Source organism: Streptacidiphilus sp. EB103A (assembly GCF_041261405.1).
Taxonomy (GTDB): Bacteria; Actinomycetota; Actinomycetes; order Streptomycetales; family Streptomycetaceae; genus Streptacidiphilus.
In genome coordinates this window covers 17,503-33,496 of sequence record NZ_JBGCAQ010000034.1, presented here as the reverse complement: position 1 = coordinate 33,496, position 15,994 = coordinate 17,503, and the positions used below count along the sequence as shown (strand labels likewise).

Here is a 15,994-nt window from a genome sequence, read left to right as displayed (position 1 = left end):
ACGTGCATGCTGCTGTGCTGGGGGCAGAGGGGCACAAGAGGTAGGACTGTCTGCTCCCGGGTCCCGGTTCCACGGCTGGGCAATTTAGCAAGTGTTTGTGAGTACGACATAAGGACAACCCTGCGAATCGTTTCTGCGGAGTAACGAACTGCTGTGCGTGACAGGTCTCGTCACTTCCGGTGACCGGAGGGCCACGCGGACGCACATGAGGGTGAGCGGGATCACGTAGGCGCGCCAGTACGACAGAACGACAACCCGGCGGATGCCACCCACCGGGGTTTAAGGACCTACTGTGCCACCTGCGCCCGCCGGTTGGGGTGAGAGTGGCACCAGGGACGTCCACGCACAGTTGTGGCACCTGCTTTTGAACGTTGACGGGCATGTGTTCGGGCCAGGAAAATGAAGCTCCGCTGATACTTTTTGCGTGTCCGAAGGGTTATGTACCGCTTTGATACTGATCGACGCTGTGACGAAGCGTTACCCGGACGGCACTACCGCCGTGGACCGGCTCACCCTGGAGATTCCCGACGGTTCCATCACCGTCCTGGTCGGACCGTCCGGCTGTGGCAAGACCACGACGCTGCGCATGATCAACCGCATGATCGAGCCCACCGAGGGGCGGATCACCCTCGACGGCGCCGACATCCGTGAGCAGCCGGTCAACTCGCTGCGCCGCACCATGGGTTATGTCATCCAGCACGCCGGACTGTTCCCGCACCGCACCATCGCCGAGAATATCGCCACCGTCCCCCGGCTGCTCGGCTGGGACCGCAGGCAGGCCAGGGCGCGTGCGCTGGAACTGATGGAGCGGGTCGGCCTGGACCGCTCGCTGGCCAAGCGCTACCCCTACCAGCTCTCCGGGGGCCAGCAGCAGCGCGTCGGTGTGGCTCGCGCGCTCGCCGCGGACCCGCCGGTGATGCTGATGGACGAGCCCTTCTCCGCCGTGGACCCCATCGTCCGCAAGGGGCTGCAGGAAGAGCTGATCCGGATCCAGTCCGAGCTGGGCAAGACCATCGTCTTTGTCACCCATGACATCGACGAGGCCATCAAGATCGGCGACATGGTCGCCGTGCTCCGCGAGGGCGGGAAGCTCGCCCAGTACGCGCCGCCCGCCGAGCTGCTCTCGGCGCCGTCCGACGGCTTCGTCGAGGACTTCCTCGGCCTGGACCGGGGCATCCGCAGGCTGTCCTTCTTCACCGCGGCGGGACTCGAACTCAACACCGTGCCGATCGTCGCGGTCGACAGCACCGCCGAACAGCTGGCGGCCCGCACAATCCCACAGACTCCTTACCTTCTGGTCACCGACACCGAGGGCCGCCCTCTCGGCTGGGCCGACGCCAAGGAGCGGTCGGCGGGCAGTGAGGCCCTGATCGCCTTCGGCCACTCCTTCACGGCCGGACGCGACTCGCTCCGCGCCGCACTGGACTCGGCGGTGCTCTCGCCGACCGGCTGGGCCGTCGCGGTCGACGAGAACGGACGCGCCGTCGGCGTCGCCGCGCAGGAGACCATCGCCGCTGCGATCCGGGCCGCGCACCTGGAGCAGACCGGTAGCACCGAGCCGGCTCCTGGTACTCCCGGTGCTCCCGACGACGCCGCCGTGGAAGCGTGATGAACGGCTTCTTCGACATCCCGAGCGACCTGCAGGCGAGTTGGTGGGGCCTGATCGGGCTGCACCTCCAGGAAGCGCTGATCCCAGTGCTGTTCGGCCTGCTGATCGCGCTGCCGCTGGCCCAGCTCTGCGCCCGCTTCCGCTGGCTCTACCCGCCCATGCTCGGCATCACCACCGTGCTCTACGCGCTGCCGTCGCTGGCCTTCATCGTGCTGCTGATCAACTGGACCGGCCTCAGCACCACCACCGTCGAGATCCCGCTGACCATCTACAGCCTGGTGGTGCTGATCCCCGCCATCGTCGACGGAGTGCGCTCGGTGCCCGAGGAGACCCATGCGGCGGCCACCGCGATGGGCTTCGGACCGATCCGCCGCTACCTCCAGGTGGAGCTGCCGATCGCGGTCCCCGCGATCTTCGCCGGGCTGCGGGTCGCCACGGTGTCCAGCATCAGCCTGGTCAGCGTCGGCGCGCTGATCGGCAACGAGGGCGGCCTCGGCAATCTGCTGTCGGACGCCCTGCACTACCACCGCCCCATCCTGGCCTGGAACTCGGTCATCACCACCGCCGTCCTGGCGATCCTCATCGACGGCCTGCTGGTGCTGCTGCGCCGGCTTCTCACACCCTGGGCGGTGCGGTGAACCTCTTCCACTACGCCAATGTCTTCTTCAGCGACAACGCCAACTGGAGCGGGGCCGACGGCATCCCGACCCGGCTGTGGGAGCACGTCCAGTACTCGCTGATGGCGCTCGGCATCGCCGCGGTGATCGGGCTGCCGCTCGGGCTGGTCACCGGCCACACCGGGCGCGGGGGCAATGCGCTGGCGCTGGTCGCCACCGCGGCCCGGGCGCTGCCCAGTTTCGGTCTGCTGGTGCTGCTCACGGTGCTGATGGGGCTCGGGCTCACGCCGGTGATGGTCCCGCTGGTGGCCCTGGCGGTGCCGCCGATGCTGGTCACCACGTACGAGGCGATTCGCTCGGTGGACCGGGCGCTGGTGGACGCGGCCCGGGGGATGGGCATGGGTCCGCTTCGGGTGATGTTCCAGGTGGAGGTGCCGGTGGCGCTGCCGCTCATCCTGAGCGGGATCCGCTCGTCTGCTGTGCAGATCGTCTCGACGGCGACGATTGCGGCGTATGTGTCCTTCGGCGGGCTGGGGCGCTACATCGTGGACGGGCTGTACCAGGTTGACTACAACAAGGTGGTCGGTGGGGCGGTGCTGGTGGCTCTGCTGGCGGTGCTGACGCTGGGTCTGTTCTGGCTGGCCGGGAAGGTGTTGGTGTCTCCGGGGGTACGCAGGCAGCAGCGGTAGGGTTTCTGACCGTTTGCGGCTGCGGACCGTTATTGGCTTGTCGCGCAGTTCCCCGCGCCCCTGGGGGTGCAACTTGCTCGCAGCGGATCAGTTGCAGCACCGTAGGGGCGCGGGGAACTGCGCGACGAGCCAGCTACGGTCCGCAGACAAAGTTCCGCCCCTAACCCCCTAGCGGTCACCGCTCCGCGCGGGCCAGGGCCAGCTCCAGCACCACCAACAACGCGTCGCGGACGGACCCGCGTTCGCGGGCGTCGAAGAGGACCAGGGGTACGTTCTCGCCGATGTCCAGGGCCCAGCGCACTTCGTCGAGGTCGTGGCCCAGGCTGCCGTCGAAGACATTGACGCCGACCGCGAAGGGCAGGCCTTTGTTCTCGAAGTAGTCGACGGCGGCGAAGCAGTCGTCGAGCCGCCGGGTGTCCACGATGACCAGGCCGCCGAGCGCGCCCTCCACCAGGTCGTCCCACATGAAGCCGAAGCGGTCCTGCCCCGGCGTGCCGAAGAGGTAGAGCTTCAGGGTGGGGTCCAGGGTGATGCAGCCGAAGTCCATCGCGACCGTGGTCGTGGTCTTGTGCGGGGTGTGGGTGAGGTCGTCGACCCCGGCCGCGACCTCGGTGATGCTGGCCTCGGTGGTCAGCGGCTCGATCTCGGAGATGGCGGCGACCGTGGTGGTCTTGCCCACGCCGAAACCGCCGGCGATGACCATCTTGACGGGGAGCGGGGGACGGTTGGAGACGGCGGTGCCGAGGTGTTCTGACTCAGGCAGGGCGGTCGCTGTCACGTGGAAGTCCTCGGGAGTCGGGGACGGCGCGGAGACCATCGATAACCCTTCGCAGTACGGAAACGTCTTGGGCGGTGCTGGCCTGGGGAACGTAGACGGCCAGGTGCCGGGCGGTGCGCAGGTCGCCGGCGATCACCCGGACGACATTGAGATGGAGCCGCAGCCGGGCGGCGAGCTCGGCCAGGGACAGCGGGACCCGACAGGCGGCGACGATCGCATGCTGTTCGAAGGTGAGGCCCGGGAGCGCGGTCAGACCGTCCGTCGTCGCCACGACCTGGGTCTCCAGCGGGAGTTCGGCCGCCCCCGCGACGCGTCCGGTGGTGAGCAGGAACGGGCGTACGGCGAGGCTGCTGCGGGTGCTCTCGGGCACGGGGACCGGAGCGGGTTCCGGCTCCGGCTCGGCCGCCGGGGCGGGGGGCAGGGGTGGCGGCAGCGGGTCGTCCGCCATCACGTACGGGCGCAGTGGCCGTACCTGCGGGGAGCCGTACGGGCCCTCGGTGGTTGCCGCGCTGCCCACCATGCTCGTCCTCTCTCGCTCGTCCCGGTGCCTTGATGATTCGTCAGTCACAGTAAGCAGTAAGTATATTGGCTAGGTTGTTCGAGCACAGTCAGAAACGATCAACCGGCTGACGATCAACCGGTTGCGGAGGCGCCGACACCGTTCTTCAGCTCGATGATCAGCTGCGGGCTCAGCGCGGCGCCGGCCCGGTTGGCGAACAGGGTCATCTCATAGGCGATGTTGCCGAGTTTGGCCTCCTTGGAGGCCACCACGCCGAGGACTGATCCATTGCCGATGGAGGAGACCAGCAGATGGCCGCCCTCCAGGTCGATGATCACCTTGTTCAGGGCGCCCAGACCGTAGTTGCCCGAGGCGCCTGCGGCGAGGCTGGTGATGCCCGACACGATGGCGGCGAGCCGCTCGGAGTCGGCCGGGTCGCGCAGCCGGGACACGGCGATCAGCAGTCCGTCCGAGGACACGGCGATGGCGTCAACCACGCCTGCCGTCTCCGTGGCGAAGCGGTTCAGCAGCCAGGTGAAGTCAGCGGCGGCGGAGGCCAGGGCGGCGGGGTCGTCTGTGGGCGTGGTCACGGTCCCACTCCTTCCGGAAGTTCTTGTGGTGCGGCGTCAGTTGGAGCGGCATCGGATTGTGGTGAGCCTTGTTGCGGCGAGCCGTGTTCTGGCGAGCCTGGTTGCACCGCGCCCTGTTGGGGCGGGTCCTGGGGCAGCGGGCCCGGTTGGGGACTGATGCGGAGTCCGGTCAGCGTGCTGTCGCGCTCGGCGCGGCTCACCGCCTCCTCGAACTCCTCCAGGGAATCACGCACGGCCTCGGCGTCCAACTGCGGTGGGGCGAAAGCGGCCGCGGCGGGCTGGGTCGGCCGGCCCTGGTTCAGGGTGGCGCCGCGGACCCGGCGGCGCAGGGTGCCGCCCTCGGTCCCGGGCCGGGCCGTCTCGCCGGTCTGCGGTTCGATGGCGCTCGCCTGCGTGTGGACCGGTTCGTCGGTGGTGCGGCGCGGGGTCCGCCGGGGCAGTCCGCCGTCCGGCGGCTGTGCCGCGGCTGCCGGGACCGGCGCGGGGCCGCCCGGGGCCGGCCAGCCGGTTGCGACCGCAGCAGGGGCTGCCGGGGCCGCAGCGGGGGCGACGGGTGCCGCCGGCTCGGCCGGGGCTGCCGGTGCGGTCAGCGCGGTCAGCGCGGACGGCACGGCGGGGGCGGGCACGGCCGGCGCCGCCGAGGCCGCCCTGAGCAGCGCGGCGGGCACCAGCACCAGGCTGCTGACGCCGCCGCCGGGGGTCCTGGACAGGGTGACCGTGATGCCCCAGCGCCGGGCCAGGTTGCCGACCACGAAGAGGCCGAGCACCCGGGTCGGCACCAGGTCGAGCCGCTCGCGCCGGACCAGCCGGGCGTTCTCCTCGGCCAGCCGCTCCGAGCCCATGCCCAGACCGTGGTCGACGATCTCGATCGCGGCGTGCCCGCCGGACACCCGCACCGTCACCTCGACGCTGCTGTGCGCGGGGGAGAACGACACCGCGTTCTCCAGCAGTTCGGCGAGCATCAGCACCAGGTCGCCGACGATGTCCGGGGCGACCGTCGGGTCCGACTCGGCGCGCAGCACCACCCGCTGGTAGCCCTCGATCTGGCCCAGCGAGGCGCGGATGACATGGCTGACCGGTGCGGGACGGCCGTCCAGCTCGGACTCGCGGATGCCGGCCAGCAGCATCAGGCTGTCGGCGTTGCGCTGCATGCGGACGGCGATGTGGTCGATCCGGTACAGCTGTTCCAGCAGCTCGGGGTCGGTCTCGCCGCGCTCGACCGCGTCGATCAGGGCGAGCTGACGGTTGGTCAGGTTGCTGACGCGCCGGCCGATGTTGCCGAACATCTCGGCGATGTTGCGGCGGCTGGTGACCTGCCGCTCCAGCAGTCCGGCCGCGGTGATCTGGACCTGGTTGAACGCCTCGGCCAGGGCCCCGAGTTCGTCCTGCGCCAGCACCGGCACGGCCTCCAGCCGGGCCGGGCTCTCGTCCACCGCGTCGTCGTCGGCGACCCGGGCGAGCTCCTTCTCCGAGATCGCGGCGACCTTGCGGGCGGCGTTGGTGAGGCGCTGCACCGGTCGCACCACCGAGTGCCTGATCAGCACGGACAGGGTGAGCCAGGTGACGAAGATCAGCAGGGCCAGGGCCAGCAGCAGGATCGCCTTCAGCCAGGCGCTGTTGGAGGCGCTGTCCGCGCCGGCCGCGATCTCCTGGGTGAGCTTCTGGGTGATGCCGAGCCGGATCTGCGACTCGCCGACGATCTTCGGCAGGGTCTGGTCGACCTGCGCCGCGGCGGCCCGCATCGACGCCTTGTCGGCGACCGAGGAGAGGTCGCCGGGGGAGACCTCCAGCAGCGCCAGCTGCTGCCCGATGTAGACCTGGTTGGTGTTGTGGTCCATCCCGCCGAGCTCGGTGGCCTGGGCCGGGGTGGCCAACTGCGCGAAGCGCTGCACCTGGTAGGTGTACTGCTCCTGGGCGCCGACCGCGGCGAGGAACTCGACCAGGGCGTTGGAGTCGCCGGTCTGCGTCGACAGCACGCTGGTCTCGTACACGGCGTGCGAGGCGTCGGCCCGCAGCAGCGCGTCCAGGGTCTGGGTGGTCGGGGAGTTGACGCTGTCGTCGGTGGTCAGGCCGAGTCCGTCGATCAGGGCGGCGGCGGCCGGGCTGTAGGCCTGGTCGATATTGGGGGCGGGCAGCACGCCGCCCACGACCTGGTCCCTGGGCAGGGCGTCCAACTCGGCCAGGGCGATGCTCTCGGCGGCGCTGATGCCGGAGCCGAAGGCCTGGCGGACCAGGGCGACCTGGGCGGTGGTGTCGGCGACCGCGGCGCGGAAGGCGGCGCTCGACGGCGCGGGGTCGCCCGTGTTCTGTCGGTCGAAGTGCGCCCAGAGCAGCAGCGCCTGCTGCTGCTCGGACTGTACGTCGTCGACCAGCAGGGCGACCTGGTAGCTGTTGCGGACCAGGTCGGCCTGGGCGGCGGCGGTCTGCGCGGTGGAGATCTCGCTGTTCACGACCACGGCGAAGAGGATCGAGATCACCACGACCGGCACGGTGACCAGGACATTGAGCTTGTGACGGAAGGGGATCCGGTCGAGGTAGCGCCCCAGCCGGGTGCGCAGGTCGGTCGTCTCCAGCGGCTCCGGGATGCCCGGGCTGTCCGGGGTGCCCGGTATGACCGGTTCGCCCTGGTCGAGAGGTGCGTCCGGGGCGGCCGGTGCGGCTGGATGCGCGTCCTGGAGGGACAACCGAATCTCCTCGATCGGCTCCGGTGCCTGGCAGTTGGCACGCCCCTGCCCTGACGGGTGGTCGGCGGGAACCGGAACGCTCTCGTCGAATAAGTGACCGTGCGGAGACTACCCGTTGGCAGGGTCCCCGGGACAGGAGAGTTGTGAACATTGCGCTACGAAGTGATCAGAAACCTTCCCCAAGTGCAGCTCTGCGTTCCAGTATCGTCCGGTCGCACCCGCAGCACCAGTACCACCTGGTTGCGGCCGCGCACGGGGGGCCGACCGCAGGATGATCTTCGGTTGACTACCGCTCATGCAAGCGGATTTGATCGTCCGTGAGCTATACCCTCTGCCCCGCACGTCCCCTGCGCCCCAAGCCTCCCCCCATCATTTGGAATGGAACAGTGACTACTTCCACTACCCGCGGCCGCACCCGTATAGCCGCAGTTCTCGTCGCCTCTGCTGCCGCTGTCTCCCTCGCGGCCTGCGGGTCGTCCTCCAGCAGCTCCTCGAACCCGCTGGCGCCTGCCCAGCCCACCGCCACCGGCTCCGCCGCCGCGAGCGGGCCGATCATCGTGGGCTCCAACAACTTCGCCGAGAGCACCATCCTGGCCGACATCTACGGCGAGGCGCTCAAGGCCAAGGGCCTGAAGGTCACCTACAAGCCCAACATCGGCAGCCGCGAGGTCAGTTACGGGCTGCTGAAGAGCGGCACGGTCACCCTGATGCCGGAGTACAACGGCGCGCTGCTGGCGTACCTGGACCCGAAGGCCGTCCCGGCCACCCTGCAGGACAACGAGACCCAGCTGGCCGCCAAGGTCGCCTCCAACCTGCAGATCCTCACCCCTGCGGCGGCCGAGGACAAGGACTCGCTGACGGTCAACGCGGCGACCGCGACCAGGTACCACCTGACCGCCGCCTCCAAGATCTCGGACCTGAAGAGCATCGCGGGCCAGCTGGTGCTCGGCGCCGCTCCGGAGTTCCAGACCCGCCAGGAGGGCGTGGTCGGCCTGAAGGCGGTCTACGGCCTGACCTTCAAGAGCTTCAAGGCGCTGGACGCGGGCGGCACCCTCACCGAGGCCGCGCTGCAGAAGAACGACATCCAGGTCGGCGACATCTTCACCACCGACAGCACCATCGCCGCCCAGAAGTGGATCACCCTTCAGGACGACAAGAGCCTGTTCGGCTTCCAGAACGTGATCCCGGTGGCACAGAAGACCCTCCCGCAGACCGCGGTGGACGCGCTCAACGCGGTGTCGGCGAAGCTGGACACGGCGACGCTGTTGGACCTGGACACCAAGGTCGGCGCCAAGGGCGCGGACCCGCTGGCGGTGGCCGACGCCTGGCTGAAGACGGCCGGTCTCACCTCCTGAGCAGTCAGCCAGTACTGAGGGCCCTCCACCGTTCGCCGCGGTAGAGGGCCCTCAGCGTTTCCGCCCGTAGGGATTTCAGTCGTCCAGGTCGTCGCAGCGGCCGAGCGCGTCCGGCTGGTGCTGCTCGACCCGGCGCAGCATCCGTCCCAGCTGCCCGGAGAGCACGGCGCGCTCCTCGGGGGAGGCGTCCTGCAGCAGCTCCTCCTCGAAGACGGCCGCCATCCGCATCGAATCCAGCCACTTCTCCCGGCCCGGACGGGTCAGCTCGATGATCACCCGGACCCGGTTGCTCTCGTCGCGGGTGCGGGTGACCAGCTCGGCGGCGGCCATCCGGTCGATCCGGTGGGTCATCGCCGCCGGGGTGAGGCCGAGCCGCTTCGCCAGCTCGCCGGGCCCGAGCCGGTACGGGCTGCCGGCCACGATCAGCGCCTTCAACACCTCCCAGTCGGCCGAGCTGATGCCCAGCTCGTTGAGCTGCCGCCCGTAGGCGACCGACATCCGCCGGGCCAGCCGGGTCAGCGTTGACACGATCGTCTCGACCTGGGGGTCCACCAGCGGGAACTCACGCTGGTACGCCGCGACCTGCTCGTCGATCCGCAGCTCGCCGGCTACCTCGTCCTGCGGTACCGGGGCGTCCGTGGTCATGTCTCCCAGTGTCGCATAACGGGGCTAAAGGGTTCTCCTCTGTAGCATTTCTCACTGAAGACTTTAGTAGTGTACTCTTTGGGAAGAAACTTGGGACGACGGTGAAGGGTGGTGCAGCATGACGCTCGCGCTGAGACATCAGAATCTGTGGCAGAAGAAGAACCAGCAGTACGGAACGGCGGGCGGCACGCTGCGCCGGGTGCAGATCGGCAACGCGCTCAGCGCGTTCGGCAGCGGCTTCACCGTCCCCTACATGTTCGTCTACGTGAGCGCGGTCCGCGGTCTCGGCTCGATGACCGCGTGGCTGGTGTTCACCCTGTTCGCGCTGGCCGCCCTGGTCGCGCTGCCCCTCGCCGGGCGCGGCATCGACCGCTACGGGGCCCGTCCGGTGCTGGTCGCCGGGGCGGTGACGGCCGCCGCCGGAGCGCTGGCCTTCGGCCATGCCTCGGGCAGCGGGCACATCCTGATGTCCGCGTTCCTCTTCGGCGCCGGGGTCGCCGCGGTGCAGCCGGCGCTGGCGACGATGATCGTCCGCTGCTCCACCCGGGAGACCAGGGCGCATGCCTTCGCACTGCAGTTCACCCTGGTCAACCTGGGCATGGGCATCGGCGCGCTGATCGGCGGCCAGATCGTGGACGTCAGCCGTCCGGCCAGCCTGACCCTGCTGTTCACCGTCGAGGCGATCATGTTCCTGGTGCTCGCCGCCGTCACCGGCACCATCCGGATGCCCGCCGCAGCGGCGGCCCCGGCAGTAGTGGTCGCGAAGCCGAAGTCGGAGCTTCGGACCCTGCTGGCGGACAAGGCCATGGTGCGGATCTGCCTGCTCGCCGGGCTGATCTTCTTCACCTGCTACGGCCAGTTCGAGTCCGGCGTCGCCGCGTACGCCACCGACGTCGTCGGCACCTCGCCGTCCGTCCTCGGGCTGGCGCTGGGTGTGAACACGCTGGCCATCGTGGTGCTGCAGATGATCGTCGTACGGATCACCGCGCGCCGTCGCCGCAGCACCGCGATCGCGGCGACCGGCGTGGTGTGGCTGAGCGCCTGGGCTGCGGCCGCCGTGGCCGGCCTGGTGTCCGGCGGCACGGTGGCGACCGCCGCGATGCTCTCCGTCTACATGCTGTTCGGCGTCGGCGAGGCGCTGCTCGCGCCCACGCTCGGGCCGATCATCGCGGACCTGGCCCCGGCGCATCTGCTGGGCAGCTACAACGCCGCGTTCGCGCTGGTCAAGCAGGTTGCCATCGCTATGGGCCCGGCGGCCGGGGTGCTGCTCGTCGGCGCCGGTCTGCCCGCCGAGTACATCGTGGTGATGGCCGGCTGCACGGTGCTGATCGTGGTGCTGGCGGTCCGGCTGCGGACGCAGCTGACCGGCGCGCAGGACAACGCCGTGCGCCGGACCAGGGTGGTCACCACCTCGGTCGAGCCTCGGCTGGCGGCGGAGCTGCGTCCGGCGGCGTGACGCGGGTTCGGGGACGTGACGCGGGTTCGGGGACGGCTTCGGTGAACGCTCGGGGACCGAGTGGTGAATAAGGGGCGCGAGGGGGTGGAGGGTCTACAGCGCTGTAGTACTTTCTGACTGCCCGCTGTCGATCCCCTTGCCGAAGGCCACCGATGTCGTCCGTCCTCACCTATCCAGAAGCGATCGGCGTCGGCCTGCTCCAGGGCGTCACGGAGCTCTTCCCGGTCTCCAGTCTCGGCCACAGCATCCTGGTGCCCGCCCTCATCGGCGGCTCCTGGAAGCGCGACCTCAATGTCGCCGCGGCCGACTCCCCGTACCTCAATGTGCTGATCGGCCTGCACCTGGCCACCGCGCTGGCGCTGGTGGTGTTCTTCTGGCGGGACTGGGTCCGGGTGATCTCCGGCTTCGTCAGCTCGGTCCGCGAGCGGCGGATCGAGACCGTCGACCAGAAGCTGGCCTGGCTGCTGATCGTGGCGACCATCCCGGTCGGCATCGCCGGACTCGCGCTGGACAAGGTCTTCCGTGAGCACCTGGGCAAGCCCATCCCGGCGGCGATCTTCCTGACCCTCAACGGGCTGGTGCTGTTCGTCGCCGAGCGGCTCAAGCGCGGCGGGACCGGTCGGCGCAGGGCCGGGGACGCGGTCCCGGTCGAGCCGGGCCTCGGCGAGGAGGAGGTGCACCCCGACGTGCTCTCCGACCGCAGGATCACCAAGCTGAGCTGGGGCTCGGCCCTGGTCGTCGGCTGCGCCCAGATCCTGGCGCTGCTGCCGGGCATCAGCCGTTCCGGGGCGACCATCAGCGCGGGCATCTTCAAGGGCCTGCGGCACGAGGACTCGGCCCGCTTCGCCTTCCTGCTGGCGACCCCGGTGATCGGCGCGGCCGCGCTGCTCAAGGTGCCCTCGCTGATGGGGCATCAGGGCGACGGCATCCGCGGCCAGGTGCTGGCCGGCGCGGTGGCGGCGTTCGTCGCCGGGTATGTCGCCGTGCGGTTCCTCACCAAGTACTTCGAGACCAGGACGCTGACGCCGTTCGCGATCTACTGCACGGTCGCGGGACTCGGCAGCCTCGCCTATCTGACCCTGGCGTAGCCGCCACAGCCGGCTACGGCGGCGTAGGGCCGTCCGGGGTCGTCCCTCGTACGGGTGATCGGGGCGCTCCTTCCGCGTTGCTGCACCCGGGAAGCTCCATTCCTCTGATCCCATGATCGTGGAAGATCCTCCGCTGTCGCGGGGGTGGAGCGTGGGAGGGAGTGCCGTGCGAGGGGTTCGGCGACGGATTGCCGCGATCGCCGGTGCGGCTGGGACGTTGCTGCTGCTCGGCGGCTGCATGACGGTGACCGGGCAGGCGCCGGGCCACCGGGGCGCGCCGGGCGACGCCGCCACCCCCGGGGCCGCCCACGGCGCCGGTGAGGTGGGCTACGCCCACCCGTTCGTGCCGTTGCCCTCGGTGAGCCTCGCCCCCGTCCCGGACGGCTACGACCCCTCGGCGGACGCGAGTGCCGCGGTGGCAGCGGCCGTTGCCGCGGCCTCGGCGGACGGCAGGCCGGTCCTGCTCGACTTCGGCTCGTCCTGGTGCGAGGACTGCCGGGCACTGTCCGCGCTGGTGGACACCGGGGGGGTGCACCGGATCCTGGCCCGCAACTACCACCTGGTGACGGTGGATGTCGGGCACTACGACCGCAACACCCAACTCGCCTCCCGCTACGTCTCCTTGGCGCAGAGCGGAATTCCCGCCCTGGTGCTGCTCGGCCCGGACGGCACCAGGACGGACACCGGGGACCCGTCCGAGTTCGCCAACGCGCGCAACCTGGACGCCGACGGATTCGCCGGAACCCTGGTGGACTGGCTCTATCTGCGGTCCCGGTGAGACTGCCGCAAATGTGAGATTGGCGGGAAGGTGAGATTGGCGGGAAGGTGAGAACAGTCGGGCTGATGCATACTCAGGGGTGGTCAGTACGGGGCAGAACCGGACAAATCTCGGTACCGCTCCGTGAGCACTCAACTGCACCCCCGGGATTGCTTGGCATCAACCGTCACTGGGATTACCGTTCAATAACGCAGTGCGAAGGTCTGCCGTTGCTTTGACGGCGTCGTACGCGGTCGCCTAATCCTGTCTGGAACCGGGGAACCACGCACGCAGGGGTGAATCGGCCGAAACTGGCCGTAGGGGACCTTCCTCTCCGAACCCGTCAGCTAACCCGGTCGGCGAGATGGAAGGAAAGGAGCACGCCGAACGTGGCGTCGAACTCGCCCGCCTGGGCACCCGTGGCACCCGTACAGCCGATTCCGCCGCAGCGCAGCGCCCCGGCGGTGCTGGGCTTCGCGGCGATGGCGGCGGTCGGTGCCACCGGAGCCGTCGCGCTCGCGGCCCCTTCCGCGTCGGCGGCCGTACGCGAGACCGGGGGCAGCACCCTGGTCGCCCAGGAGCAGGCCCACGGCGCGACGGCGACGCTCACCAGACCGACCGGCGACCCGGGCACTGCCCTCGCCGACCGGATCCGCACCCAGGCCACCCAGCAGCGGGCGACCGTGGAGGACACGGCCCGGCGCCAGGCGGCGGTCGAGGCGGAGGCACGCAAGACAGCCGTCAGGGAAGCAGAAGCCAGGGAAGCAGCAGCCAGGGAGGCGGCGGCCCGTGAGGCGGCCGCACACGAGGCGGCGGAACGGGCCCGGGCAGTCGAGCAGGCCGCCCAGGAAGCCGCGACCCAGGCGGTGGCGGAGGCAGCCCGGCAGGCCGCGGCGGCGCAGGCGGCGGCCCAGGCCGCGGTGACACAGGCGCAGAACGCGGCCGGCGGCGTCGGCACCCTGGTGTCCCCGGTCGCCTCGGCGGTCGCCGGATCCGGCTTCGGCCAGTCCGACTCGCTCTGGTCCCAGCTGCACACCGGGCAGGACTTCACCGCCCCGACCGGCACCCCGGTCGCCGCGGTCGGCAGCGGCGCCATCACCTCGGCCGGCTGGGCCGGCGCCTACGGCTACCGCGTGGTGGAGACCCTGGCCGACGGCACCGAGGTCTGGTACTGCCACCTCTCGGTGATCGGCGTCGGCTCCGGCGAGGTGACGGCCGGTCAGCCCATCGGCCGGGTCGGCGCGACCGGCAGCAACGTCAACGCCCCGCACCTGCACCTGGAGGTGCGCCCCGGCGGCGGCGAGCCGGTGGACCCGGCGCTGTGGCTGTCCCAGCACGGCCTCGCGCTCTGACCCGGGAGAACTGAGTACCGGAGAACTGAGCACCCCTGAACTCCGACGGTCCCGGTGACAACCCCCCGACACCGGGACCGTCGGTCTGTCCGGCCACCGGGTGCGTTCCTTTCTCAGTTGGTCCTGGTGTTCCGCAGGTGCAGGCCCATGTAGCCGATGTAGATCTTCCCCGTCCCCGAGCAGTCGTCGAAGTAGTGCAGCCGGGGGGCGGTGCCGCCACCGCCTATCCGGAGGTGGGCGCCCATGAAGACCTTGCCGCCGGCGTTGACCTCGACCGGGACCGGGAGTTCGCGCTCGCCCTTCCACTTGGTGTTGGTGCGGACGGTGCGTGACTCGTCGCGGATCACCTTGCGCGGCGGGAAGACATGGCAGTCGACCGGGGTGTTCTCGCACCAGCGGCGGAAGTCGCCGCCGGACTCGCCGTGCACCGCGGCCTCGGCGTAGTCCTGCAGGGCGAGCAGCGCGTCCCAGGCCATCCTGACCCAGGTCGGGTGGTCGGTCTGGTCGTCCAGCTCCCGGGTCAGCCGGGGGTCGCCGGTGAAGGAGAGCAGCGGGAACTCGCCGATCCGTTCGATCAGTTCGGCGAAGGAGACCGGGTCGACCCGGCCCGCGGCCGGCTCGGCGCGGGTCGCGCCCTCGCCGCCGTCCGCCTCGGCCAGCCGCCCGCGCAGCGACCTGACCTGGGTGCGGGCCTCGCGCAGCTCGCTGTACTGCTCGTCGTACTCGGCGGCCAGCTGCGACTCGCGCTCCTCGGCGTCGCGGAGCCAGCGGCGCACCTCCTGGAGTTCCTCGGCGCGGGCCCGCTCCTCGTGGACCTCCTCCTCGTGGTGGTCCACCAGCAGGCTTCCGGGCTGGACGCCGTCGATCGCGGCGATGTCCGCGCTCTCCTCCGACCAGGGGGCCGATCCGCCGCGCAGGTTCTGGGCGCGCAGCGGCGGCAGCCCGGCGAGGGCGTCCGGCAACGGGGACTGGACGGCGAGCCGGCGCGGCAGCCAGGCCAGCAGGCCCGAGGCGCGGCGCAGGTCGGTGTCGAGGGTGTGCCGGCCCATCACCCGGTGCCGCTGGGCCTCGGGGGCCCAGGCCGGGTCCAGGCCGGGGAGGTAGGTGCGGACGGCGCCGCCGTAGACGCGGTGGTGCTCCAGGGCCCGGTTGAAGTCGCGCTCGGCGCCGGGGGCCAGCGCGTAGAGCACGGCGAGGCCGGCGCAGCCGCGCAGCAGCGGGTCCACGGTCTCGGCCAGCCAGTCGTCGAAGTCGACACGCGGGGGAGTGCTGGCGACGACGATCGGCATCCGGCGGTCGGGGTCGCAGAGTTCGTCGAGCACCTCGTCGACGTCGCCGCGTTCGATGACGGTGGGCATGCCGTGCACCCGGGCCGCGCCCTGGTGCTCGCCCTCGGCAGCGGCCAGGACGTCCAGCAGGCCTCTGGCCAGGGCCGGGACCGGGGCCTTGGTCGCCGAGGCGCCGCGTACCGGCAGCTGTTCGGCGTCCAGGCGCACCCAGGTGCCGCCGGTGGGAGGGGTGCTGATCGTCAGTGAGGTCTGCCAGATTCCCTGAGGCGTGAACTCGCGTAGTCGCCAGCGCGCCACCGACTCCTTGGCGCCGCTGGCGCCTCTGACCCGGTCCTTGAGGGCGCAGTCCAGCACGGCCTGCGCCCCGACCCGGTGGCGGCCGTCCTCGGCGCCGGGGTCCTCGTAGTGCTGGGCCTTCAGCCAGTGTCTGACCTGCTGTCCCGCGAGGGTGACCGTGTCGCGGTGGCTGTGGCCACTGGTCACGGCCATGCGGTAGATGCCGTCTGTCATCCGCGGGCCTCCTGACGCTGTGTCGGCGTCTCCGCACGCTGCATGCGGGGTCAACAGGTCCAACGCGGGAGGGGCC

The 15,994-nt window shown here is 70.5% G+C and carries 14 protein-coding genes and 1 riboswitch; of the genes, 8 read left to right on the top strand and 6 right to left on the bottom strand.

What is annotated here, in order from left to right; all coding sequences use genetic code 11:
• Positions 1 to 448: 448 nt before the first annotated feature.
• From ABH941_RS38440 to ABH941_RS38430, 3 genes are read left to right on the top strand one after another with little or no spacing between them, the layout of a single operon-like run.
• Positions 449 to 1,609, top strand: a complete 1,161-nt coding sequence (locus ABH941_RS38440) for an ABC transporter ATP-binding protein (protein ID WP_370135820.1) — start codon at positions 449 to 451, stop codon at positions 1,607 to 1,609.
• Positions 1,609 to 2,247: an ABC transporter permease gene (locus ABH941_RS38435; protein WP_134002163.1), complete on the top strand. Its 639-nt coding sequence runs from the start codon at positions 1,609 to 1,611 to the stop codon at positions 2,245 to 2,247. The genes ABH941_RS38440 and ABH941_RS38435 overlap by 1 nt, the downstream gene beginning before the upstream one ends.
• Entirely contained in the window at positions 2,244 to 2,915 is a 672-nt protein-coding gene (locus ABH941_RS38430) for an ABC transporter permease (RefSeq protein ID WP_370135816.1), read from the top strand. The genes ABH941_RS38435 and ABH941_RS38430 overlap by 4 nt, the downstream gene beginning before the upstream one ends.
• 175 nt (positions 2,916 to 3,090) lie before the next feature.
• Here the strand turns inward: ABH941_RS38430 and ABH941_RS38425 are convergent, their stop codons facing one another.
• From ABH941_RS38425 to ABH941_RS38410, 4 genes are all read right to left on the bottom strand, one after another.
• Positions 3,091 to 3,618 carry an ATP/GTP-binding protein gene (locus ABH941_RS38425; RefSeq protein ID WP_236655659.1) on the bottom strand — a complete coding sequence of 176 codons (528 nt, stop codon included), beginning with the start codon at positions 3,616 to 3,618 and terminating at the stop codon, positions 3,091 to 3,093.
• 52 nt (positions 3,619 to 3,670) lie between these two features.
• Complete coding sequence (locus ABH941_RS38420) at positions 3,671 to 4,141, bottom strand: DUF742 domain-containing protein (protein ID WP_134005952.1); 471 nt, start codon at positions 4,139 to 4,141, stop codon at positions 3,671 to 3,673.
• Between the two features lie 185 nt (positions 4,142 to 4,326).
• Positions 4,327 to 4,782, bottom strand: a complete 456-nt coding sequence (locus tag ABH941_RS38415) for a roadblock/LC7 domain-containing protein (protein WP_370135813.1) — start codon at positions 4,780 to 4,782, stop codon at positions 4,327 to 4,329.
• Positions 4,779 to 7,466 (bottom strand): ATP-binding protein, encoded by a 2,688-nt coding sequence (locus ABH941_RS38410; protein ID WP_370135811.1) that lies wholly within the window; start codon positions 7,464 to 7,466, stop codon positions 4,779 to 4,781. The genes ABH941_RS38415 and ABH941_RS38410 overlap by 4 nt, the downstream gene beginning before the upstream one ends.
• 386 nt (positions 7,467 to 7,852) lie before the next feature.
• On the opposite strand from ABH941_RS38410, the gene ABH941_RS38405 reads away from it, so the two are divergent.
• Entirely contained in the window at positions 7,853 to 8,821 is a 969-nt protein-coding gene (locus ABH941_RS38405; RefSeq protein WP_370135808.1) for an ABC transporter substrate-binding protein, read from the top strand.
• A gap of 75 nt (positions 8,822 to 8,896) precedes the next feature.
• Here the strand turns inward: ABH941_RS38405 and ABH941_RS38400 are convergent, their stop codons facing one another.
• On the bottom strand, positions 8,897 to 9,466 hold the full coding sequence (locus ABH941_RS38400) for a MarR family winged helix-turn-helix transcriptional regulator (RefSeq protein ID WP_370135805.1): 570 nt from the start codon (positions 9,464 to 9,466) through the stop codon (positions 8,897 to 8,899).
• A gap of 118 nt (positions 9,467 to 9,584) precedes the next feature.
• Between ABH941_RS38400 and ABH941_RS38395 the strand changes: the two genes are divergently transcribed.
• The 4 genes from ABH941_RS38395 (at position 9,585) to ABH941_RS38380 (ending at position 14,119) form a co-directional block, all read left to right on the top strand.
• Complete coding sequence (locus tag ABH941_RS38395) at positions 9,585 to 10,922, top strand: MFS transporter (RefSeq protein ID WP_370135802.1); 1,338 nt, start codon at positions 9,585 to 9,587, stop codon at positions 10,920 to 10,922.
• Positions 10,923 to 11,074: 152 nt separating this feature from the next.
• Complete coding sequence (locus ABH941_RS38390) at positions 11,075 to 12,010, top strand: undecaprenyl-diphosphate phosphatase (RefSeq protein ID WP_370135799.1); 936 nt, start codon at positions 11,075 to 11,077, stop codon at positions 12,008 to 12,010.
• A 166-nt stretch (positions 12,011 to 12,176) separates the two neighbouring features.
• Entirely contained in the window at positions 12,177 to 12,788 is a 612-nt protein-coding gene (locus ABH941_RS38385) for a thioredoxin family protein (protein ID WP_370135796.1), read from the top strand.
• Positions 12,789 to 13,012: 224 nt separating this feature from the next.
• Positions 13,013 to 13,144: riboswitch (cyclic di-AMP (ydaO/yuaA leader) on the top strand.
• A gap of 12 nt (positions 13,145 to 13,156) precedes the next feature.
• A complete protein-coding gene (locus ABH941_RS38380) occupies positions 13,157 to 14,119 on the top strand; it encodes a M23 family metallopeptidase (RefSeq protein ID WP_370135793.1) in 963 nt (320 codons plus the stop codon).
• A gap of 113 nt (positions 14,120 to 14,232) precedes the next feature.
• On the opposite strand, the gene ABH941_RS38375 is transcribed toward ABH941_RS38380, so the two are convergent.
• Positions 14,233 to 15,918 (bottom strand): hypothetical protein, encoded by a 1,686-nt coding sequence (locus ABH941_RS38375; RefSeq protein WP_370135790.1) that lies wholly within the window; start codon positions 15,916 to 15,918, stop codon positions 14,233 to 14,235.
• Positions 15,919 to 15,994 lie beyond the last annotated feature (76 nt).